The 22,401-nt window shown below is 61.1% G+C and carries 19 protein-coding genes and 1 tRNA gene; 4 read left to right on the forward strand and 16 right to left on the reverse strand.

Annotation, left to right across the window (positions count from 1 at the left end; translation table 11 throughout):
* The 4 genes from AKL28_RS16660 to AKL28_RS23995 all read right to left on the reverse strand — a co-directional run.
* Positions 1-282 (reverse strand): hypothetical protein (locus AKL28_RS16660; RefSeq protein ID WP_156226375.1); only part of this gene is annotated, 282 nt, incomplete at its 3' end.
* A 269-nt stretch (positions 283-551) separates the two neighbouring features.
* A complete protein-coding gene (locus AKL28_RS16665; RefSeq protein WP_169801850.1) occupies positions 552-1,547 on the reverse strand; it encodes a FecR family protein in 996 nt (331 codons plus the stop codon).
* A 116-nt stretch (positions 1,548-1,663) separates the two neighbouring features.
* Positions 1,664-2,179: an RNA polymerase sigma factor gene (locus AKL28_RS16670; protein WP_050469279.1), complete on the reverse strand. Its 516-nt coding sequence runs from the start codon at positions 2,177-2,179 to the stop codon at positions 1,664-1,666.
* On the reverse strand, positions 2,176-2,895 hold the full coding sequence (locus AKL28_RS23995) for an energy transducer TonB family protein (protein WP_169801851.1): 720 nt from the start codon (positions 2,893-2,895) through the stop codon (positions 2,176-2,178). The genes AKL28_RS16670 and AKL28_RS23995 overlap by 4 nt, the downstream gene beginning before the upstream one ends.
* A 754-nt stretch (positions 2,896-3,649) precedes the next feature.
* Between AKL28_RS23995 and AKL28_RS16680 the strand changes: the two genes are divergently transcribed.
* Positions 3,650-5,389, forward strand: coding sequence for a methyl-accepting chemotaxis protein (locus tag AKL28_RS16680; protein ID WP_050469281.1), 1,740 nt, complete (start codon positions 3,650-3,652; stop codon positions 5,387-5,389).
* A 134-nt stretch (positions 5,390-5,523) separates the two neighbouring features.
* Here AKL28_RS16680 and AKL28_RS16685 read toward each other — a convergent pair.
* Positions 5,524-5,600 (reverse strand) — tRNA-Arg (locus AKL28_RS16685).
* Between the two features lie 207 nt (positions 5,601-5,807).
* Between AKL28_RS16685 and AKL28_RS16690 the strand changes: the two genes are divergently transcribed.
* The 3 genes from AKL28_RS16690 (at position 5,808) to AKL28_RS16700 (ending at position 9,138) form a co-directional block, all read left to right on the forward strand.
* Positions 5,808-6,482, forward strand: coding sequence for a sensor histidine kinase (locus AKL28_RS16690; RefSeq protein WP_050469328.1), 675 nt, complete (start codon positions 5,808-5,810; stop codon positions 6,480-6,482).
* Between the two features lie 105 nt (positions 6,483-6,587).
* On the forward strand, positions 6,588-7,241 hold the full coding sequence (locus AKL28_RS16695; RefSeq protein WP_050469282.1) for a response regulator: 654 nt from the start codon (positions 6,588-6,590) through the stop codon (positions 7,239-7,241).
* Positions 7,242-7,539: 298 nt separating this feature from the next.
* A complete protein-coding gene (locus AKL28_RS16700; RefSeq protein WP_050469283.1) occupies positions 7,540-9,138 on the forward strand; it encodes a GGDEF domain-containing protein in 1,599 nt (532 codons plus the stop codon).
* 15 nt (positions 9,139-9,153) lie between these two features.
* Here the strand turns inward: AKL28_RS16700 and pnuC are convergent, their stop codons facing one another.
* From pnuC to AKL28_RS16755, 11 genes are all read right to left on the reverse strand, one after another.
* Entirely contained in the window at positions 9,154-9,771 is a 618-nt protein-coding gene (pnuC, locus tag AKL28_RS16705; protein WP_050469284.1) for a nicotinamide riboside transporter PnuC, read from the reverse strand.
* A gap of 90 nt (positions 9,772-9,861) precedes the next feature.
* Positions 9,862-10,266, reverse strand: coding sequence for a cell division protein FtsB (ftsB, locus tag AKL28_RS16710; RefSeq protein ID WP_050469285.1), 405 nt, complete (start codon positions 10,264-10,266; stop codon positions 9,862-9,864).
* 58 nt (positions 10,267-10,324) lie between these two features.
* Positions 10,325-11,608 carry a phosphopyruvate hydratase gene (gene eno, locus AKL28_RS16715; protein ID WP_050469286.1) on the reverse strand — a complete coding sequence of 428 codons (1,284 nt, stop codon included), beginning with the start codon at positions 11,606-11,608 and terminating at the stop codon, positions 10,325-10,327.
* A 128-nt stretch (positions 11,609-11,736) separates the two neighbouring features.
* Entirely contained in the window at positions 11,737-12,591 is an 855-nt protein-coding gene (gene kdsA / locus AKL28_RS16720; RefSeq protein ID WP_050469287.1) for a 3-deoxy-8-phosphooctulonate synthase, read from the reverse strand.
* On the reverse strand, positions 12,588-14,243 hold the full coding sequence (locus AKL28_RS16725; RefSeq protein ID WP_050469288.1) for a CTP synthase: 1,656 nt from the start codon (positions 14,241-14,243) through the stop codon (positions 12,588-12,590). The genes kdsA and AKL28_RS16725 overlap by 4 nt, the downstream gene beginning before the upstream one ends.
* Before the next feature lie 160 nt (positions 14,244-14,403).
* On the reverse strand, positions 14,404-15,219 hold the full coding sequence (locus AKL28_RS16730; protein WP_156226376.1) for an alpha/beta fold hydrolase: 816 nt from the start codon (positions 15,217-15,219) through the stop codon (positions 14,404-14,406).
* Between the two features lie 111 nt (positions 15,220-15,330).
* Positions 15,331-17,817, reverse strand: a complete 2,487-nt coding sequence (locus AKL28_RS16735) for a DNA internalization-related competence protein ComEC/Rec2 (RefSeq protein WP_050469290.1) — start codon at positions 17,815-17,817, stop codon at positions 15,331-15,333.
* Positions 17,817-18,623, reverse strand: a complete 807-nt coding sequence (locus AKL28_RS16740) for a TatD family hydrolase (protein WP_050469291.1) — start codon at positions 18,621-18,623, stop codon at positions 17,817-17,819. Before AKL28_RS16740 ends, AKL28_RS16735 begins: the two co-directional genes overlap by 1 nt.
* A gap of 320 nt (positions 18,624-18,943) precedes the next feature.
* Positions 18,944-20,116 carry an acetylornithine deacetylase gene (argE, locus tag AKL28_RS16745; protein ID WP_050469292.1) on the reverse strand — a complete coding sequence of 391 codons (1,173 nt, stop codon included), beginning with the start codon at positions 20,114-20,116 and terminating at the stop codon, positions 18,944-18,946.
* 161 nt (positions 20,117-20,277) lie between these two features.
* On the reverse strand, positions 20,278-20,979 hold the full coding sequence (gene lolD, locus AKL28_RS16750; RefSeq protein ID WP_414735702.1) for a lipoprotein-releasing ABC transporter ATP-binding protein LolD: 702 nt from the start codon (positions 20,977-20,979) through the stop codon (positions 20,278-20,280).
* A gap of 4 nt (positions 20,980-20,983) precedes the next feature.
* The gene (locus tag AKL28_RS16755) at positions 20,984-22,249 is read right to left on the reverse strand and encodes a lipoprotein-releasing ABC transporter permease subunit (protein WP_050469294.1); all 1,266 of its coding nucleotides are present in this window, start codon (positions 22,247-22,249) and stop codon (positions 20,984-20,986) included.
* Positions 22,250-22,401: the final 152 nt, after the last annotated feature.

A 22,401-nucleotide genomic window follows, 5' to 3' on the forward strand; every position in this document is an offset into this window, starting at 1 on the left:
CGCGGCGGCTTGCGCAGCCTGCTGGGCGGCGATGCCGCGCGCCATGATGGCCAGGTTATTGAGGGAAGTCTGTAGTTGCTGGTTGGCTTGCTGCTGTTGCAAGGCCGGATTGGTGAGCGACGAGGCCGGCATGCCGTTGGGCAGGTAGCCGGTGCTGGCCGCACTGCTCTGTGCCGCACCCTTGGCAGCGAACCACGCGCTGCTGAAGGCTTGCTGGGCATGCGCGCTATGCCAGGCGCCGGTCGACAATATCAGTGCGATGGCGCCGGTGAGCGGGGCCATGCGGAAGGCCCCTCGGCGAAATATTGCCTCCCCTTGCAAGCGCTGTCTTGGTGTTGTTGCTGCGCCTCTGTGTCCGCGTGTGCTCATGCAAAATTCCTGCCCAATAGTTGAGACCGTTTCGATCCGGCTGCCTGCCCCCAGGTCGGCCAGCCACGTTCAGGGAATGTCAAATATCGTGGCAAGCGTTGCCGACGACATTCAAAATTTCCAAGCCGCTAAGACGAACGGCTTACCCCAAAACCCTCAACTATTTTTTTAGACTTTGTATTTCAGCTCAGCACCAGCAAACCACCCGGCAACGATCTTGCATTCAGGTCGAAAGTACTTTCCAGCTGCGACAATGCGACGTCCAGCGATGCGATCAGGAAGCGCCCCGTCACCCGGTTGTCGCGCACGGCATCGTTCATCAGGACCACGCGGCCGGAACGATAGCGATCGATCTCTGCCAGCACATCGGACAGCCTCGCCTGATTGAACACCAGTTCGCCGCGGCGCCATGCAGATACGGCATCCGGATCGACGCTGGCGATACCGCTGACGGACGAGGCGTCATAGACCGTCTGTTGATGCGCCTGCAAAGAGCGCGTTCCCGCTGGATGCTCTACACGCACGGTACCTTCGATACATGTTACGCAGGCCCTGCCGTTCAGATAGCGCACTTCGAAACGTCCCGACTCGGCATGACTGCGGCCCGCGCCGGCAATAACGCTAAACGGATTGCGTCCGGCCGACAAATCGATGGCAGCTTCGCCCGAGAGCAGCTTGATGCCGACAGCTTGCCCGCCCTCCATCTGGTGGCGGATACTCGTTTGCGTATTGAGCGTAACGTTGGCCAATCTGGATAGCGCAATCGTACGTTGCTCACCCACGGCGGTACGATCATCCGCGCCCCATTCGCCGGACAACGGCCAGCGGCCGCCCAAGGGATAAACCACGGTGACAGCGGCAACAGCAGCCACGCTGGCCGCACCACCCAGGAAAGCGCGGCGGCCGAAAGCGTTCCGCTCCCTGGAGGCCCGCTCCGGAACCATCGCTGCATCCGGGTGCATGCGCACATATTCGCCGGTCGCCGATTTCATTGCGTCCCAGCGCTGCCTGACCTCATTGAACGCCGTCTTATGTTCGGCGCTGGTGTTAAGCCAGCGCTTGAACGCTTCGGCATCGATTGCCGTCACGTTGGCCGACACCATCAGACGCAACCAGACCCCCGCCTGCTTGCGCAGTTCATCGGGAGACAAGACATGGTCACTTGCACGTGGTTTCATCAGATCAAACAAACATAAAGGCCGCATCCCCCGGCGGTTATCGAGACGCCGCCGAAACCGGACCGGGAGAAATTCAATTTTCTACACACTAAGACGAATGGCATTCCCCAAAACCCTCAACTATTTTTTTCATTATTGATTTGCGCATCCAGGAAGTCATGGGCACGTTTCAATTCATTTTCGACGATACGCAGGGAGATGCCCATCAACTCGGCCACTTCTTTCTGCGGCCGGCCCTCCCAGCGCACCAGGAGCAGGACTTTGCGACGCCGTTCCGGCATCCGGTCGATCAGTTTGAGCATCGCATCCATCTCGGAACGGCTCTCGGCCTGCTGCTCAGGGCCCGGCGCCGGATCGGAAAACGCCATCAACGACTCGATTTCATCGAAAGACAACGAGCGGCTTTGCCGGCGTTGCACATCCAGCGCAATATTGACGGCCACCCGGACCAGATAGCTGCCCGGGCTTTGGATCAGCTCGTCGTCGCCCTTGCTCTGCACGCGCAGCCAGGTGTCGTGCAAGGCGTCGCCGGCAAGGTCGCTATTGCCCAGCAGGCGCGTGACGCGCTGCTTGAGGTTGCTGTAGTGACGCGTCAGGTATTCCGACAGGATGGGACGTGCCTCTTCGGTCATGAGCCGCCTCCCCCATCGTCATTGCAGCGCGGCGCATTGCCCGGATGTTCCTGGTCGCGCGGCAGCAGAATCATGGTCAGCGGTTGCGCCATGTCCGCCGGTGGCGGGCGATCCATGCGCACTTGCCGCAGGGTCTTCAACACGGCGGCATCGCGGCCGGTATTGCCGGTCGAGGTGAGCAGACGCGCCTGATGCACAGAGCCCGAGGCATCGATCTCAAAACGCAATAATGCCCGGTAAGTTCCTGGCGCCGTTCGCGTATCGGCGCAGAGCGCTTCCCATATGCGCGCCTGAACCCAGCCGCCGTAATCTCTGTTCAAACCTTCTGGAGGTAAATGCGCCGTACTTTGGGTACCGATATTTTTTAGAAAGAAGGCTTCAGATGAGCCGCTCTTTCCTTTTTGCGCAATCAATCCGGTCCCCTCAAGTAGAAGTTCCAATGCTGCTTCCGGCGTATAGCTGCCTTGCACGGCGCTCGAATTACGCCCGGCCACCATGGCGCTGCTGAACAAGGCCGGCCGGCTGGAAATAACGGCATAGCGCTGCAGGGCTGCGGCCAAGGGCTGTGCCGGAATATCAAAATCCAATGACTGTTCTTGCGTGCCCGGTACAGCTTCCACAGCGTCGGCAGGCGCGCCCAACGCAGAAGCCGCAAGCGTGCACAGCACCACGAATATGGCAGCGTAGCGACTCAGCCGGCTCGAATACGGATACACGCAACTCGCTCCCCGCGCCTCGCATTGCCGCGAACGTCGCCACATCTGCGGATATCCTCCGCAAGATGCGGGAACAGAACGAATCGATCCGACAAGGTATGCACGTGATTTCGGGAAATGCGCATGCTGACATGAAAATATGACAGCGTTACTACATACGCCGTCACGCTCATTGCCATCTCAACAACGATAAATGGCAATGCCCCGGACTTTTTGCCTGGCTGAGCCCAGAGGCAGTCAAATCTCGCAAGCAAACAAGAGCCTTGAAACAAGGCCCCCCCGAATTTGAAAGAACCGGGATATCAAAGATCGTGCGACCGCGTGGCAGCCTTCGGTTCGGAGGCAGTAGAAAGCGAGTTGAATGGCGGGATATTTTGCTTAAGTGCGATTTACACAACCTTTACCCCCTACAAAGTGTAGGATCCGCTACAAGCAGTCATTGGCGAGCCATGCGGCAAGCAATTTTGTGCAAGGCCGTGCATCGCAATATTCCCAATGAGCAATTCTCAGCAGAATTACAAGCATTTACCTCACCACCGGGAAAATCCTGATTCTCGCGTACGCCCCCTCCCCTTACACTTTCGGCAACACGACAACATCAGAAAAAGCACATTGGCCATCCAACCTGTCGACGTGCCCGCTTGCACATCCTTGCTTATGTCAGTTTTTCCTTGAGTTTAATTAATTTTTTTGCAATATTCATCGTAGTGGTGATGTGTTGCCGGTTTCAGGCAATCCAACAAGGAGAAGAAAAATGAAATGGTTCTATGATCTGAAGATTTCCAAAAAGCTGATCACTACTTTCCTCGTCGTCGTGACCATGGTGGCTGCCCTCGGCGCCTTCTCGATCCGTGAACTGGATAAAGTCAACAGCGCTTCGACCGAAATCGCCACCAACTGGCTGCCCAGCATCCGCTCCTTGTCCACCATCCAGCTGACCCTGTCGCGCATCCGCAGCTTCGAAATGCAGCACCTTCTTGCCAAGGATGCAAAGGAATACGGAGAAATCGAGCAAAGCGTCAATGCACAGATCGCTACCCTGAAGAAACAACAGGCGCTGTATCTCACGCAGATTTCCGAGCCGGAAGAAAAGGCCCTCTATCCTGAGGTCGAAAAGCAGATTGCCACCGTCCTGTCCGAGCATGACAAAATCATTGCAATCTCAAGACAGGGCAAGAGTGAAGAGGCTCGCAACCTGCAGCGCGGCGAAGCCACAGCCGCTTATCGCGACGCACTGCAAAATCTGAGCAAACTGATCGCCGTCAACGACAAGGGCTCGGACGCCTCCAATGTGTTGGCCGATAGCATCTATAACGAGGCGCGCCTGCTGATCCTTTGCACAGTCGTCGCCTGTATCGCGCTGGCCATGCTGCTGGCGATCTGGGTTTCGCGCCTGATCGCCCGCCCGCTGGAGCAAGCCGTTTCAGTAGCCCAGCGCGTTGCCGGCGGCGACCTGACTGCAGACATCCAGTCTTCCAGCAAGGATGAAGCCGGCCAGCTGCTGGACGCATTGAAGAGCATGAACGACAGCCTGCTCGGTATCGTGACCGAAGTGCGCCAGGGCACGTCCACCATCACCGTCGCATCGACTGAAATCGCCAGCGGCAACCTTGACCTCTCTTCCCGCACCGAACAGCAGGCCAGCTCGCTGGAAGAAACCGCCTCGGCCATGGAAGAACTGACGTCCACGGTCAAGCAGAACGCCGACAATGCCCGCCAGGCCAACCAGTTGGCGGCATCTGCTTCGGAAGTGGCGGTCGCGGGCGGCGACGTGGTCGGCAAGGTGGTCAACACCATGGGGTCGATCAACGAATCCTCGCGCAAGATTTCCGACATCATTGGCGTCATTGACGGTATCGCTTTCCAGACCAATATCCTTGCCTTGAACGCCGCAGTCGAGGCGGCGCGGGCCGGCGAACAAGGTCGCGGCTTTGCGGTAGTCGCTTCCGAAGTGCGCAGCCTGGCGCAGCGTTCGGCCGCTGCCGCCAAGGAAATCAAGGGACTCATCGAAGGTTCTGTGGCGCAGGTCGACCTGGGCAGCAAACTGGTTGAGGAAGCCGGCCAGACCATGAACGAAGTGGTCAATAGCGTGCGCCGCGTGACCGATATCGTGGCCGAAATCAGCTCGGCCAGCCAGGAACAGAGCGATGGCATCGAGCAGGTCAACATCGCTATTTCCCAAATGGATGAAGTGACGCAGCAAAACGCCGCACTGGTGGAACAAGCCGCCGCCGCGGCCCAGTCATTGCAGGAGCAAGCCGAGAAGCTGACCGATACCGTGAGCATCTTCAAGCTCGACCATAATGCCGTGTCACCCCCGTCCCGAGCGGCCAGGACAGCGTCATTCATGAAAACCGCTGCCGCACGGCCGGCCGCACCGGCGCGCAAGCACACTGTAGACGTCACACCGAAGAAGACAGTATTGCCCGCCAAGCCAGTCGCCAGCCCAAAATTGACGGCCGCTAGCGATGGGGATTCGTGGGAACAGTTTTGATCAGGACGTGATCTGATGCCCGGCATGCCCGGGATCAGCACATGCGCAGAGGAAGGCGGGCCGTTTTATACGGCCTGCTTTCTTTTCCGGCAAGAAAGAAAAAAGGGCCCATCTTGCGATGGACCCTTTATATCTGGTGCGGCTGGCAGGAATCGAACCCACGACCCCTTGGTTCGTAGCCAAGTACTCTATCCAGCTGAGCTACAGCCGCGAAAAACAAAATTATAGCACCAGCCCTGCATTATTGGGAAGCCCCTCCCCTGAAATTTCTCTTTTGCATGCCTCTGATGCATGCCAACAAGGTTTTACCGCGCCGGGGGGCCGGTTTGCCTTGCATCAAAATTCTGCGCGCCTGCCTGATGACCGCGCCACGCATGCCGGATATGATTGGCGTTTTCCATTCCTTGCCACGCCCGATATGCCCCAGGAAATCATTTCCGGCGACCGTTCCCAGGAAGCCCTGTCCCTCTCCGAAAAAATCCGCGAACAAGAGCGTGCGCGCATCGCCCGCGACCTGCATGATGAGCTTGGCGCCCACCTGACGGGTATCAAGATGGCTCTGGGGCAATTGCGCGAATCGCTGGCCCAGGCGGCCGGAATGGAACAACAGCACGACCAGGCGCACTACGCCGAGAAGCTGATCGATGAGGCCGGTGACGCCATGCACGGCATCATCGATGACTTGTGCCCGCCCATCGTTGAATTCGGACTGGCCGAAGCGCTCGAATGGCAGAGCCGCATGTTCACCCGCCAGACCGGTATCATCTGCCGCCAGCGCTGCAGCGATGGCCTCGAAGGGCTTGAGGAATTCGAGGTGATCACACTGTTTCGCATTGTGCGGGAAGCCCTCAACAACGTCGCCAAGTATGCGCAGGCCGATAATGTCTTGGTCACCGTCGGGCGCGAAGGCAATCTGCTGTCGCTGCGCATTGAAGACGACGGCTGCGGTTTCGATCCCGCTCCCGCCATGCGCAACGGCCACGGGTTGGGCAACATGCGGCGCCGCGCACAGGCGCTGGGCGGAACGCTGCAACTGGATACCTCGCCAAGCAAAGGCACTGCGATCCAGGTGGAGATCCCAGTCGCGCGCTAGCGCTTTTACCGGCGCCGCGCACCGCGCCTGTAAAAGTCCATGACACGCTCTACGAACGTATAGAATACCGGCTCGCCACACAAAGAGGACTGATGCGTCCCGCCCATGAGCAAAAAATCCACCGCCTCCATTAAAGTCCTGATCGTCGACGACCATGCCATCGTGCGGGAAGGCTTGCGCCAGATCTGCGCCGGCACCAAGGATATCGTCGTGGCCGGCAATGCCGCCAACGGACTGGAAGCGGTCAAGCTGGCGCGTGTGGGCAATGGCGACGTGATGCTGCTGGACATCGTCCTGCCAGACCGCAATGGCATCGACATCCTGAAGCAGATCCGCAAAGAGACCCCTCAGTTGCCGGTATTGGTACTGTCCATCCATCGCGAAGACCAGTATGCGATCCGTGCGTTAAGAGCCGGGGCGGCCGGTTTTCTCAACAAGCAGGTGGCGCCATCCGAACTGCTGGCCGCCATCCGCCAGGCCGCAGCCGGGCGCAAATACATCAGCCCCTCCCTGGCGCAGGAACTGGCCAACCAGATCGGCTTCGACCATGAAACGCCGCTGCACGAGACGCTGTCGGACCGCGAATACCAAACCATGGTCATGATCGCCTCCGGCAAAACGGTCGGCGATATCGCCGCCGAACTCTCGCTTTCGGTAAAAACCATCAGCATGTACCGCTCCCGGGTACTGGCCAAGATGAAGATGCGCCACAACGCCGAACTCACCCACTACGCCCTGAAAAACGACCTGGTGGAATAAAAGAGACATTCCCGCCGCCTGGCTTCGCCCGGCCGTTTTCCCGTCATAAAAACCCCTCACGGCCAAAACGCTTGACGTAAAATGGATCGACATTTTTCGAACCGTTCGTCAGCATCGCGACCCGCTGCGCCCCCCCTGGGAGACATGAGCGCAAATGCCGCCAAGCCGGGACTACCGCTCGCAGGCAATCCATATGTGCAAACAGGCCCTAAAGGAAAAGCTCGAATGAGCCGTTACCAGCGGACGAATTGTTCCTTGTCGCAGTGATATAAAGCAGCCAACAATATTGTCAGTCGACATGTCTAAAAAAACGTCCACATTAAGTCCCGTCGAAATCGCTCGCGAGGCCTTCCAGCGCCTCGGTACCCGCCGCATTGCCCCCACGCCTGAAGCCTATCGCATCGCCTATGAGGAAATCCTGGGCGACCAGCCGGAAGTGCGGGCAGAAACGGTGCTGATCAATTTCGCCGCCAGCCTGTCCAAACAGCCGGGTGAAAACGGCCTTCTGGGAACTCGCCTGATGCGTGCCCAGGAAAGCAGCGACTGGACCGAATACGGACGGCAACTCAGCGAATACGCCGAAGAGAACTGGCTCGGACGCCCCATCGTCCCGCATGGCGAACTGATGCCGGTGGATCTGGAGCGGCAGTTCATCCGCGACAGCAAGAAGGAAAAGATGCTGCGCGAAGTATTGGCGCGGATATTGGTGTTCAACCTGTCCTCGCTGCTGGAAAGCGCGCCGGAACTGGCCAATGAATCGAAGTCCAGCGGCCAGGACTTGAAGACGGCGTTCTCCGAACAGGCGATGATCGAGATCATCTCGCGCATCAAGCAACTGAGCTTCCAGATCGAGCTCAAGACCGACGACATGGCCCAGCAGCAGGAGTTGCTGATGCGCCTGTTCCAGCTGCTGCTGGAAAACATCAACGGGCTGCTGGAACAGGGCTCCTGGTTAAGCAGCCAGATCGAAACCGTGCAAGCCCTGATTGCCGGCCCGATCAGCAAGACCTCGCTGGCCGATGCGACCAAGAACCTCAAGGAAGTGATCTACAAGCAAGGCCTGCTGAAGAACACGCTGGCCGAGGAAAAAGTGGTGGTCAAGAACATGATGCTGACCTTCGTCGACCGGCTCTCGGCAATGGTTTCCACCACCAGCAACTACCAGAAAACCATCAGCGGCTTCTCGCATCAAATCAGCCAGGCCGGCAACATCAGCGACCTCAATACAGTTCTTACCGAGATCATGCGCGAAACCCAGAACGCGCAGGAAGAAACCACCCGTTCGCGCGATGCCATGGAAGACGCGCAGCAGGAAGTGGAAAAGGCCGAGGCCCGCATCCATGCGCTGGAGAACCAACTGGTGCAAATGGGCGAGCTGGTGCGCGAAGACCAATTGACCGGCAGCCTGAACCGGCGCGGCATGGATGAATCGCTGGACCGCGAAATCGCCAATGCCGAACGACGCGACACGCCGCTGTGCATCGCCTTGCTGGACCTGGACGACTTCAAGCGCATCAACGACACCCACGGCCACGCCACCGGCGACGAAGTGCTGATCCACATGGTCAAGGTCATCAAGGAAACGCTGCGCAAGCTGGACGTGATCGCGCGCTTCGGCGGCGAGGAATTCATCGTGTTGATGCCGGAAACCGAACCGCAAGATGCCGTCCAGATCATCACCCGCGTACAGCGCGAGCTGACCAAGCGCCTCTTCATGCATGAAAGCCAGCGCCTGCTGATTACCTTCAGCGCCGGCGTCGCGGAACACCACAAAGGCGAAAGCCAGGCGCAACTGATCAAGCGCGCCGATGTGGCCCTCTACAAAGCCAAGCATGCCGGCAAGAACCGTATCGTCTTTGCCGATCCGCCGGGGCCCGACGCCCTGCCGGCGGAATAAGAACCTGCATCCAGGTCAGGCCGGGACAGTGTCCCGGCCTTGTCTTTCAGCGTGCCGCCAACTGCGCCAGCCCGCCGTCGCCATGATGACGAACAGGCCGTACAGTATTGCCGTCAGCGTCAGATGCTTGTAGAGGTAGAGGCCGACATACAGCACATCCACCAGGATCCATACCAGCCAGTTTTCGATTTTCTTGCGCGACAGCAGGAGTTGCCCCACCAGGCTGCCGGCGGTAAGGAAAGCATCCATGTGCGGCACGTCGGTATCGGTGTAGCGGCGCAGGAACCAGGACAGGAGAGCAAAGCCCGCGCACCACGCCACCAGCATCCACATCCAGCCGGCACGATCCAGGCGCGACACCGGCAGCGGCTGGCGCTGTTGGCCGCCGCGCAGCCATTGATACCAGCCCCACACCGACACCGCGACAAAAACGAATTGCAAGCCGGAGTCGCCGTACAAGCGGGCATCGACGAACACTGCCGCATACAGCAGCGAAGACAGGATGGAAAACAGCCAGGCCCAATGATTTTGGCGGATGTTGAGCCAGACGGTGAGCACCGCCAGCAGAAATGACACCAGCTCCAGCGGCGTGGTGGACAGGCCGAACAACGACAGCGGCGTATCGATCGACATTCGCTTGGATCCGGGATGGTAGGGAAATGGTCAGGATGACTGGACAGGCAGGCGCCCGACTTATCCCGTCACAGCCTGCGCAGGCTGCGGCTAGCGCGTGGCCTTGGGCGCTCCGGCTGCCCCGCCCGACGACGGTGCTGCGGCAGGCACTGAAACGCTGTTGGGCTGGCCTGAACCCGGCATATAGGGATTGGGATTGGCTGACGCAAATGGCTTGCCCGATGCGCCGTCCAGCACCTGGATGAAGACCTCGTTCTGTTTGATCATCCCCAGTTCGAAACGTGCGCGCTCTTCGACCGCGCCCTTGCTCTGCGTCAGGTCGTCGACTTCCGACGCCAGCTTGGCATTGCGCTCCTTGAGCTCATCGTTCTTCTTGCGCGCCTGCTGGACCTGCTTGTCGAGCTCCCAGACCTTGAACCAGCCGCCTTTGCCCAGCCAAAGCGGATACTGGATCAACACCAGCAGGACAGACAGGCAAAGAATAATCAGGCGCATAGCCGGGAGCTCTCAGCGCAGCGCATGCCTCAGGTTGCGAGGCACGCGCCGCTACGCTTTACTTCAGGTTGTAGAACGCAGTGCGGCCCGGATAGGTGGCGATATCGCCCAGATCCTCTTCGATGCGCAGCAGCTGGTTGTACTTGGCCATGCGATCCGAACGCGACATCGAGCCGGTCTTGATCTGCAACGCGTTCATGCCCACGGCGATGTCGGCGATGGTCGAATCTTCGGTTTCGCCCGAACGGTGCGAGATCACGGCGGTGTAGCCGGCGCGCTTGGCCATTTCGATGGCAGCGAAGGTCTCGGTCAGGGTGCCGATCTGGTTGATCTTGATCAGGATCGAGTTGGCGATGCCCTTGTCGATGCCTTCCTTCAGGATCTTGGTGTTGGTGACGAACAGGTCGTCGCCCACCAGCTGAACCTTCTTGCCCAGGGTTTCGGTCAGCAACTTCCAGCCGGCCCAGTCGTTCTCGGCCATGCCGTCTTCGATGCTGATGATCGGGTACTTGTCGCACCACGATGCCAGCAAACCGGTCTTCTGCGCCGGTGTCAGCACCATGTTCTCGCCTGCCAGGTGGTAGTTGCCGTCCTTGTAGTACTCGGAAGCGGCGCAGTCCAGGCCCAGGGCGATCTGGGTACCCGGCTCGTAGCCGGCCTTCTCGATGGCTTCGATGATCAGCTTGATGGCTTCTTCATGGCTGGAGACGTTCGGTGCGAAACCGCCTTCGTCGCCGACTGAAGTGGCCAGGCCGCGGTCGTGCAGGATCTTCTTCAGGGTGTGGAACACTTCGGCGCCGTAGCGCAGCGCTTCACGGAAGCTCGGTGCGCCCACCGGGATGATCATGAATTCCTGGATATCCAGGTTGTTGTCGGCGTGCGCGCCGCCGTTGATGACGTTCATCATCGGCACCGGCATCTGCATCGAACCGCTGCCGCCGAAATAACGGTACAGCGGCAGGCCCGACTCTTCAGCGGCGGCCTTGGCCACGGCCATCGAGACGGCCAGCATGGCGTTGGCGCCCAGGCGGCTCTTGTTCTCGGTGCCGTCCAGGTCGATCAGGGTACGGTCCAGGAAAGCCTGTTCATTGGCGTCCAGGCCCATGATGGCTTCGGATATCTCGGTGTTGATGTTCTCGCAGGCTTGCAGCACGCCCTTGCCGAAATAGCGGCTCTTGTCGCCGTCGCGCAGTTCGATCGCCTCGCGCGAACCGGTGGATGCGCCCGAGGGGACAGCGGCGCGGCCCAGCACGCCGGACTCCAGCAGCACGTCGCATTCAACGGTGGGATTACCGCGGGAGTCGATGACTTCACGGCCGATGATATCAACGATTGCACTCATTCCAAATCTCCATCAAGGTTTTAAAAATTGTAGGCTGGGTGCAGGCTTTGCCGAGGGCGCTGCCGCTTATGGCTTGGCGCCAGCCGCACAATGAAACGGCCGCCGGGCGGCAGCCGCTTTACGTACGATCAGGAAAAGTTGTTTTCCAAAAAGCCCGCTTTTTTCACGATGCGGTCCAGCTCGATCATCGTGCCCAGCAAATCTTTCATGCGCGCCAGCGGCACGGCATTGGGGCCATCCGACTTGGCTTCGGCCGGGTTCGGGTGAGTTTCCATGAACACGCCCGAGACGCCGGTGGCGATCGCGGCGCGCGCCAGGACGGGCACGAATTCGCGCTGACCGCCCGAGGACGTGCCCTGTCCACCTGGCAGCTGCACCGAATGGGTGGCGTCGAATACCACCGGGGCGCCGGTCTCGCGCATGATTGCCAGGCTGCGCATGTCCGAGACCAGGTTGTTGTAGCCGAAGGACACGCCACGCTCACAGGCCATGAAATTATCGGTCGGCAGGCCGGCTTCCTTGGCGGCGGCACGCGCCTTGTCGATCACGTTGATCATGTCGTGCGGCGCCAGGAACTGCCCCTTCTTGATATTCACCGGCTTGCCCGACTGCGCGCAGGCGCGGATGAAATCGGTCTGACGGCACAGGAAGGCCGGCGTCTGCAGCACGTCGACCACGGCGGCAACCGGCTTGATCTCGTCGATCTCGTGGATGTCGGTCAGCACCGGCACGCCGATCTCTTTCCTGACCTTGGCCAGGATCTCCAGCCCCTTCTCCATGCCCAGCCCGCGGAACGAGCTGCCCGACGAGCGGTTGGCCTTGTCGAAGGACGACTTGTAGATGAACGGGATGCCCAGTTCGCTGGTGATTTGCTTCAAGGTACCGGCGGTATCGAGCGCCATCTGTTCGGACTCGATGACGCAGGTACCGGCAATCAGGAAGAACGGCTGGTCGAGGCCGACCTCAAAACCACAGAGTTTCATGCTTTACCCTTTGCAGCCGCATCGTGGTGCGCCAGCGCGGCACGGATGTACGAAATGAACAATGGATGGCCGTCACGCGGAGTCGACTTGAACTCCGGGTGGTATTGCACGCCGATGTAGAACGGGTGGGCGTTCTCGCCGGTGCGCGGCAACTCCATGATTTCGCACAGGTCTTCGGTCGGCGTACGCGCCGACACGACCATGCCGGCCTCTTCCACTCGGCCGAGATAAAAATTGTTTGCTTCGTAACGGTGGCGGTGGCGCTCGGTCACCGTCTCCCCATAAATTTCAGCAGCCAGCGTACCAGGCTTGACCTCGCAGGTCTGCGCACCCAGGCGCATGGTGCCGCCCAGGTCGGAATTCTCGTCGCGGCGCTCGACCTTGCCGTCGTGGTTTTGCCACTCATCGATCAGCGCTACTACCGGCTGTTCGGTATCCGGATCGAACTCGGTCGAGTTGGCCTTGGCCAGGCCGGCCTTGTTGCGTGCATACTCCAAAAGCGCAACTTGCATCCCCAGGCAGATGCCCAGATACGGCACCTTGTTCTCGCGGGCATAGCGGGCTGCGGCGATCTTGCCTTCCACGCCGCGCTTGCCGAAACCGCCCGGCACCAGGATCGCATCGTATTTGGCGAGGCTACCGGTACCGTTGGCTTCGATTTCTTCCGAATCCAGGTATTCGATATTCACGCGGCTGCCGGTATGGATGCCGGCATGGCGCAACGCTTCGGTCAGCGACTTGTACGACTCGGTCAGGTCGACATACTTGCCGACCATGCCGATGGTCACTTCGTGCGACGGATTGTTTTGCGCGTCGATCAGCTTGTCCCACATCGAGAGATCGGCTGGCTTGGGCGACAGGCCCAGTTTTTCGCAGATGATGGTATCCAAACCCTGGTCGTGCAGCATCTGCGGAATCTTATAGATGCTATCGGCATCCCACACCGAAATGACGGCATCGACGGCAACGTTGGAGAACAGCGAGATCTTGTCGCGTTCGTCGTCCGGGATGCGGCGGTCGGCGCGGCACAGCAAGGCGTCCGGCGAAATGCCGATTTCACGCAGCTTTTGCACGCTGTGCTGGGTCGGCTTGGTCTTGAGTTCGCCGGCCGATGCCAGGAACGGCACCAGCGTCAGGTGGACGAAAGCAGTGGCATTGCGCCCCGAGCGCAGGCTCAATTGGCGAGCGGCTTCAAGGAAAGGCAGCGACTCGATGTCGCCGACGGTGCCGCCGATTTCCACCAGCGCAACTTCATAGCCTTCGGCGCCGCGATGGATGAATTCCTGGATCTCGTTGGTGATGTGCGGGATCACCTGCACGGTCTTGCCCAGGTACTCGCCGCGGCGTTCCTTGCGGATCACCGACTCATACACCTGCCCGGTGGTGAAGTTGTTGACCTTCTTCATCTTGGCCGAGATGAAGCGCTCATAGTGGCCGAGGTCGAGATCGGTCTCGGCGCCATCGTCGGTGACGAACACTTCGCCGTGCTGCAGCGGGCTCATCGTGCCGGGGTCGACGTTGATATAGGGATCGAGCTTGAGGAGGGTGACTTTGAGGCCACGCGATTCGAGGATCGCAGCCAGGGACGCGGCGGCAATCCCTTTACCCAGGGAAGACACGACGCCGCCAGTGACAAATACAAACTTGGTCATTACAGATGAGTGCCGAACGGCACATGCGGGAAATTCAAATTATACCCCAAAGCGCTCGTATTTTTAATCCCCTTGCGCCGATATCTGTCTCACCGCGGCGAAACTTGCATGGAGAAAACACGGCCCGCGAGGCCTCCCGTCTTGACAGCCGCGAATCCGCTTAGTTCTTCGTTCCTCCCGCTTGCAGCAGCACCTGAATCATCTCGTGCGCGGCCTGGGCTGCGGGTACCGGCGACTCCATCGGAAACAGGTGGCCGCCGGGGATCTGGCAAAAATGGCCACCCACCAGGCGCCTGGTGGCATCCAGCCCGGCCAGGCGGCACTCGACGGAATCGGTGCCGCCGACAAACCCGATCGGCACCGGATAAGGCCGGCGCGTCAGGCATCCAAGGTGATGGGGAATGGTGCGATAGACCGCAGTCTCCGCCTCGCGTGTGAAGCGCAGGCCTACGCTGCCGTCGTCCTGCGGCGCGATGCCATGCTCCACGTAGTCGCGCAGCACGCGCTGCGGCCAAGCGGCGAACATGGCTTTGGCGGCGTAATGCTGGTAGGCGCTTTCCATGTCCGGCCAGACATTGCGGCGCTTGACCGAAGCCACCGCCGGCGAACGCTTGCTTTCCAGCTTGAGCAATTTGACAATGCGCAAGGCCTGCGCGCGCCAGCCCGCCACGACGGGGGAATCCAGCAACACCACGCAGCGCGCCAGGTCGGGACGCTTGCGCGCCGCCATCAGCGACAGGATGCCGCCCATCGAGTGTCCCACCAGGATCGCCGGTTCGCTGTAGTTGCTCTCCAACTCCGCCACCAGCTCGCGCGTGAGCTTGCGCCAGCCGTCGTCGACCGGATAACGCGGGTTGTGCGCATGCATGGCGAGCGCACGCACGTCGTAGTGCTGGCGCAGTTGTTCGAAGAACATGCCATAGGTACCGGCCGGGTAGCTGTTGGCATGCGCGAAATGCAAGATCGGCAAGCTCATGGGAACGGAATAGAAAGGTTCTGGCGGCAGCATAGCAAAACCGCAATCACCCTGAGCGTGCTATTTTCCCGGATCGCGAAATGCTGACAAACCAGGGCCTGTTAACAGGCCCTAGTGCCCATACCAGTAGCGCGGATGCGCCTTACGGTACTCCTCCACACTCAACTGATCGCCAAAGGCGATGGTCACCGCCCCCGACTCGTCGGTGCGCACGCGCCGTATGCCCAACTGCCGGTAACGCTCGAAGATTTCCGGCTTGGGATGGTTGAAGCGGTTACGGTAGCCGACCTGGAATATCGCCACCTCCGGCCGCACGGCGCGCAGGAACGGCTCGGTCGAAGACGTGCCGCTGCCGTGGTGCGGTGCCAGCAGCACGGTCGATGGCAACTGCTCCGCCATGGCGCCGTTGAGCAATTGGTCTTCTTGCACCGCCTCGATATCGCCGGCCAGCAGAATGGATTGGCGTCCAATCTGCACCTTCAGCACGCAACTGAACGCATTGGGCTTCCATTTGGTGCTGTCATAGATGGCAGGTGCCGGATGCAGCATGGTGAAGCCGATACCGTCCCAGTTCCACGATTGCCCCGCCATGCAGCGCCGATGCGACGGCGCGGCCTTGACGATGGGATTATCGTCAGGCAACGACGAATAGACGCTGTCGACCTGCATGCCCTTGAGCAGGGACAAGGCCCCGCCGGAATGGTCGATATCGCTATGCGAGATGACCATGCGGTCGATCCGGTCGATGCCGCGCGCGCGCAGGTAAGGCAGCAGCACGCGGGTAGCGCCATCGGATTGCGGCGTGTAGTACGGGCCGGTGTCGTACAGCAGGCGGTGGCCCGGCGTCTCCACCAGCAGCGCCATGCCCTGCCCGATATCGAAGGCCGTCACGCGCATGCTGCCGTCGGACGGCGCGGTGGGTGCGTTCAACACCAGCGGCAGCCAGCCGAATACGCCCAGCCAGCGAGCCGGCCAGCCGCGCGGCGCCAGGATCAGCAGCGTACCGCCCAGCGCCAGCAGGAACATCCACCAGCTCGGCAGCGGCGTTTCCCATACCACGAACGGCATGGCGTCCAGCCAGCGCAGGAATTCAGCCAGCAGCACCAGCAACTGGTGCGGAACCTGCAGCACCCATTCGGCGGCAAATGCCGGCAACAGGCTGCCCAGCAACGACAGCGGCGTGATCACCAGCCCCACCAGCGGGATAGCGACCGCGTTGGCGATCGGGCTGACCAGCGAATATTGGCCAAACAGCAATACCGTCAGCGGCACCAGGCCGAGCGTGACGATGTACTGAGCCTGGGCGCCGGATTTGATCGCCAGCCAAAGCTTCTGCCACCACTGGGTACGCGCCGCCGCCTCCATCGCATGGCGCGGCTGCATGCGCCCGACCGTGCCGTACAGCAGTAAGGCCACGGCGCCAAAGGACAGCCAGAAGCCCGGCCACATCAGGGACCAGGGGTCGAGCAACAGCACCAGCCCCAGTGCCAGGCACAACACCACCGACACGCGCATGATGCGGCCGCTCCAGAAAGCCATGCCAACCACGACCAGCATGTACAGCGTGCGTTGCGCCGGCACACCGAAGCCGGCCAGCAAGACATACAGCACCGCCGTCAGCATGCCGGCGATGACCGCCACCTTCTGCGCCGGCAGCAGCAACGGCAATTGCGCGCCGGTAAAGAATGAACGCCGCCACAGCCAGCTCGCCAGCCCGCCGCACAATGCCGCCAGCATGGTGATGTGCAGGCCGGAAATCGCCATCAGGTGGCCGATGCCGGTGCGGTTGAAGATGCTCCAGTCGGATTGGCTGATGCCGCGCTGGTCACCCATGACCAGGGCCGCGATCACCGGCGCGTAAGGCTCGCCCGGCAGCGCCGCCAGGATGCGGTCGCGCAGCCAGCCACGCGCGTATTCGATGACATAGAACGGCGTCCAGACAAATGCGTCGACGCGCCGGTTGGTCGCGCTCGCCGGCGCCCCGGATGCAGCCGGCGTCCCGACTACGTAGCCGGTGGCGCGCACGTCGTCCTGCAACAGCCACACCTCATAATCGAAACCGCCCGGATTGGCGTTGCCGTGCGGACGCTTCAGGCGCACCGTCAGCCGCCAGCGCTCGCCGGGCCGGATATTAGCCACCGGCTGGGGCCCCGGCGGCGCCGCTTCACCATCCTCCACCGGCGCCTGATAGCGCCGGTTGCCGTACCACGCCAATGCCAGCCTGGGCGGCACCGGCGGCGTCACTGCCCCCTGCTGCACCACCTGTTCGACATCGAAACGAAAGCGCACGCCCTGTTCATTGCGGTCCGGCAGGTCGGCTACGGTGCCGATCACGGTCACCTCCCTGCCCTCCCACGCCGGCGGCAGCTCCTGCTCCAGGTAATAGTGCGCAAAGGCCCCGGCCCACAAAAAACCCACCCAGGCGCCACAGGTCAGCAGCAATGGGATACGCAGAAAGGGTTGCCAGAATTTCCATGCAGTGAGCGCCAGCAGCCCGGCCAGCACCAGGCCGGCCACATACCACTCCATGCCGGGCAGCCGCGCCTGCATCTGCAGCAATCCGATGCCGAAGGCAAAGCCGATGATCACACTGCGCATCAGAGACTCAATCCGGAGGAGGCAAGCCGTGGCAAGGCGGCCCGTGCATTGGCGGAAGTGGCGGCGGCGACCTCTTGCAGCGGCAGGCCGCGCAGCTCGGCCAGCACTTCGCCGATGCGTGGAATCTGGTCCGGGGTATTGATGCCGGGATGCCGCCAGGCGGGGGAAATATCAGGCGCATCGGTCTCCAGCACGATGGCCGGCAACGGCAGCTCGGCGGCCAGCCGGCGGATCTGCAGCGAACGCGGAAACGTCATGGCACCGCCGAAGCCCAGGTGCAATCCCAGGTCGATAAACGCCTGCGCCTGCTGGAAGCTGCCATTGAAGGCATGGGCAATGCCGCCCGGCACGCGGATGCGGCGCAGATGCTTCAAGATGATGTCCTGCGAACGGCGCACATGCAGCAGCACCGGCAGCTCGAAATCCCGGGCCAGCTTCAATTGCTCGGAAAAGAAGAATTCCTGCTTCTCGCGCAGCGGCGTTTCCTTCAGTTCAGGCACGAAGAAATCCAGCCCGATCTCGCCGATGCCGATAAACAGCGGGTCGGCCAAGGCGCCTTCGATGGCGGTGCGCAATGCCTGCAGGTCGGATTCCTGGGCGGTCGGCACGTAAAGCGGGTGGATGCCCAGCGCGTAGACGCCATTGCCCACCTCGCGCGCCAACTGCGCCACAGTGCCGAAATTCACCCGCGCGATGGCCGGGATCACGATCGCACGCACACCGGCCTGCGCCGCATCGTCAGCGACGGAAGCGCTATGGCCGTCGAATTCCCCGGCGTCGAGATGGCAATGCGTGTCGACCCACATGAGCGTACTGGTATGGCGTGAAGACTCGATGAAAGTACATTAAGCCGCCGGCCGGCGGCGCACGCAAAGAGGGCTGGACTGCCGTTATCGTCCTGGCATGCTTCCCCCGAAGCGTATTTTTTTAGTGCAGCATACCCGGATTCACACCAGGCCCAGAAGCGGGAGTTTACCGTTTAACCGCCGCTTGCAACTCTTAACATGAGTAAAGAAACAGACAAACAGAATTTAACCCGGTTAAACCTCGATCCGCGTCATCTCTGAAGAACAAACAAAAAGGACGCAATCTCTTGCGTCCTTTTTTCCGGAGCCCTGCAATCCCGTCAGGCCGTTTCCAACGACTTGCCCAGCTTGCGCAGGAACTGCTCGCAACGGTCCAACTGCGCCAGCGTCACGAACTCGTTGGGCTTGTGCGCATTGTCAATGCTGCCGGGGCCGCAGACGATGGTCGGGATGCCGATCTGCTGGAACAGGCCCGCTTCAGTGCCATAGGCCACCTTGCGCGTCTCGCGGTCGCCCGTCAGCGCGCGTACCAGCTCGGTGATTGCCGCCTGCTCGACTGCTTCCAGTGCCGGGCTGCCGGCGAAATTGTCGATCTCGATGCGGGCATCGGCGAACTCCGTCTTCATCTTCGGCAGCAGCACGTCGCGCACGTAGACATCGATCTGCGCCTGGATGTCGGCCACCGTCATGCCCGGCAGGTTGCGGAACTCATAGGTGAACTCGCACAGCTCGGGAATGGTGTTGACCGCGATACCGCCGCGGATCTGGTTGGTAGTCATCGTCGTAAAGGGCACGTCGAAGAACTGGTCGTACGGGCCATTGGCCTTGTAGGCATCGGCGAAGTCGCGGATGGCGCAGATCATGCGCGCGGCGTATTCGATGGCGTTGCAGCCCTGCGGCGTCAGCGACGAGTGGGCCGACTTGCCGTGCACCTTGCAGGCGAACACGTTGATGCCCTTGTGCGCCACCACCACGTTCATGCTGGTGGGCTCGCCCACCACGCAGCCGTCGACCTTGATGCCGCGCTTGACGATTTCTTCCAGCATCGCGGGCGCGCCGATGCAACCGATTTCCTCATCATATGAGAATGCCAGGTGCAGCGGCTTGGTGCGCGGCATGGCCAGGAACTCTGGCGTAAGCGCCATCGCCGTGGCGATGAACCCCTTCATGTCGCAACTGCCGCGTGCGTACAGGGCGCCGTCCTTCTCGACCAGCTTGAACGGATCGGTGTCCCATTTCTGGCCGTCCACCGGCACCACGTCGGTATGGCCGGACAAGACGATGCCGCCCTGGGTCGCGCCCGCATTGGCGCCGGCGGTGGCCGGCAGCGTGGCAAACAGGTTGGCCTTGGTTTTTTCCTTGTTGTGGGCGAACCAGGGCTTGATGCCCTGCTGCTCAAGGTTATCGCGCAATGCGGCGATCAGTTCAAGATTGGAATTGCGGCTGGTGGTATCAAAGCCGACCAGTGTTTCCAGCCATTGGCGCTTATTCATTTGGTAGTACTCCCTTTCAAAACAGATCCGCTACAGGCACCGGATCGGCGCCTGCCCGCACATTCATCATCCGGCTTGGATAAGCCGCGTTCCCTGGCGGTAGACCTTTACGTCTGTGCTATTCATCGGCTGCCGCAACCGGTACGGCAATGCCTGCAAGCTTACTCTGGAATCGGCCCGGCCTGCTGCAGGCCATTTTCCGACAATCTCAGGACCCGGCCGCAACGTGCTGCCAGGTCGCTGTCGTGGGTCACGATTACAAAGGCCGTGCCCAGCGTCTGCGACAACTCGATCATCAGCTCAAACGTCTTGTCGGCGGTGCCGCGGTCGAGGTTGCCGGTGGGCTCATCGGCCAGCACGCAGGCCGGATGCGTTACCAAGGCGCGCGCCAACGCCACGCGCTGGCGCTCACCCCCCGAGAGTTCGCCCGGCACGTGCGACACGCGCTGCTCCAGGCCGACCCTGGCCAGGATCTCGCGCGCCTGCTGCTGCGCCTGGTCGCGCTTGACGCGGCGGATCATCAGCGGCATGGCGACGTTGTCCAGCGCCGAGAATTCCGGCAGCAAATGGTGGAACTGGTAGACGAAGCCCAGCGACTTGTTGCGCAGCTCGCCGCGCGCCGATTCGCCCAGGCTGGCAAAATCCCGACCCTGCAACATGACTGAACCAGTGGACGGCGTATCCAGGCCACCCAGCAGATGCAGCAGGGTCGACTTGCCGGAACCCGAGGCGCCGACGATGGCCACCTGCTCGCCGTGGTGCACGTCGATATCGATGCCCTGCAGCACCTTCACCGAATAACGCCCTTGCGTAAATGTCTTGCCCAGGCCGCGCGCGGCCAATACCACTTCGTTGTTGTCCATGACCTTATTCATAGCGCAGGGCCTCCGCCGGTTTGACACGGGCCGCGGCCCAGCTCGGATACAGCGTCGCCAGGAAGGCCAGCACCACCGCCACGCCGCCGATGGTGTAGACATCGGACCAGATCAGGTCCGAAGGCAGCTCGGAGATCACATAAACGCTCTTGGGCAGGAACTGCACGTGGAGCGCGCGTTCAATGGCCGGCACCACCACATCGATGTTGAGTGCCACCGCCACGCCAAGGCCGATGCCGATGGCCGTGCCGATCAGCCCCACCAGCGCCCCCTGGATCACGAAAATCTTCATGATGGAGCCGGGCGAAGCGCCCAGCGTGCGCAGGATGGCGATGTCGGCCTGCTTGTCGGTTACCGTCATCACCAGCGTGGACACCAGGTTGAAGGCCGCCACCGCGATGATCAGCGTCAGGATGATGAACATCATGCGCTTCTCGGTCTTGACTGCGGCGAACCAGTTGCTGTTCTGCTGCGACCAGTCGCGCAGGTAGAGGTCGCCGGTCAGCGTCGAGGCCAGTTGCTGGGTTACCTGCGGCGCCTGCAGCATGTCGCGGATGCGCAGCCGCACGCCGGTCGGGGCGTCGAGACGGAACAGGGTTTCCGCATCCTGGATGTGGATGAAGGCCAGCGAAGAGTCGAACTCATAGTGCCCGGCCTCGAAGATGCCGCCCACCGTGAACTGCTTCAAGCGCGGCAATACACCCGCCGGCGTGACCTGCCCTTGCGGCGCAATCAGCGTCACCTTGTCGCCAATGCCCACACGCAGGCCGCGCGCCAGCTCGATGCCCAGCACAATATTGAATTCACCGGGCTTGAGCGATGCAAAACTGCCCTGCTTGACCTGCCTGGCGACGTCGGAGACCTTGGGCTCTTCTTCCGGCAGCACGCCACGGATCGCGACGCCGCGCACATTGTCATCGCGCGTCATCATCGCCTGCGCCGCCACGTAGGGCGCGGCGCCCAGCACTTCCTTGTTCTGGAAAGTCTGCTTGGCCACCGCTTGCCAGTCGCGCATGGCGCCGGAAGCGTCGAATACCTCGATATGCGCCAGCACCGACAGCATGCGGTCGCGCACTTCCTTCTGGAAACCGTTCATGACCGACAGCACCACGATCAGCGCGGCCACGCCAAGCGCGATACCGGCCATCGAGATCAGGGAAATGAAGGAGATGAAACTGTTACGGCCGCTGCGCTTGCCAGCGCGCGTATAGCGGATGCCGACCAACCATTCGAACGGCAGGTTTTTTATTAGACTCAAAATTGCTCCGAGAGAAGGCTGAATGAAAAGCGCGGCCAATGATGTCCCCATCACAACGAAGACCGGCGCATTTCGACAGGCGAAGCGCGAAGTTTGCCACAGAATGGGCCGGGCGGCCCACTCCGGCTGCACGTTCGCTGCCGTGCTGGGAT

The sequence above is a fragment of the Herbaspirillum chlorophenolicum genome (assembly GCF_001189955.1).
In the GTDB taxonomy this organism is placed as follows: Bacteria; Pseudomonadota; Gammaproteobacteria; order Burkholderiales; family Burkholderiaceae_D; genus Herbaspirillum; species Herbaspirillum chlorophenolicum.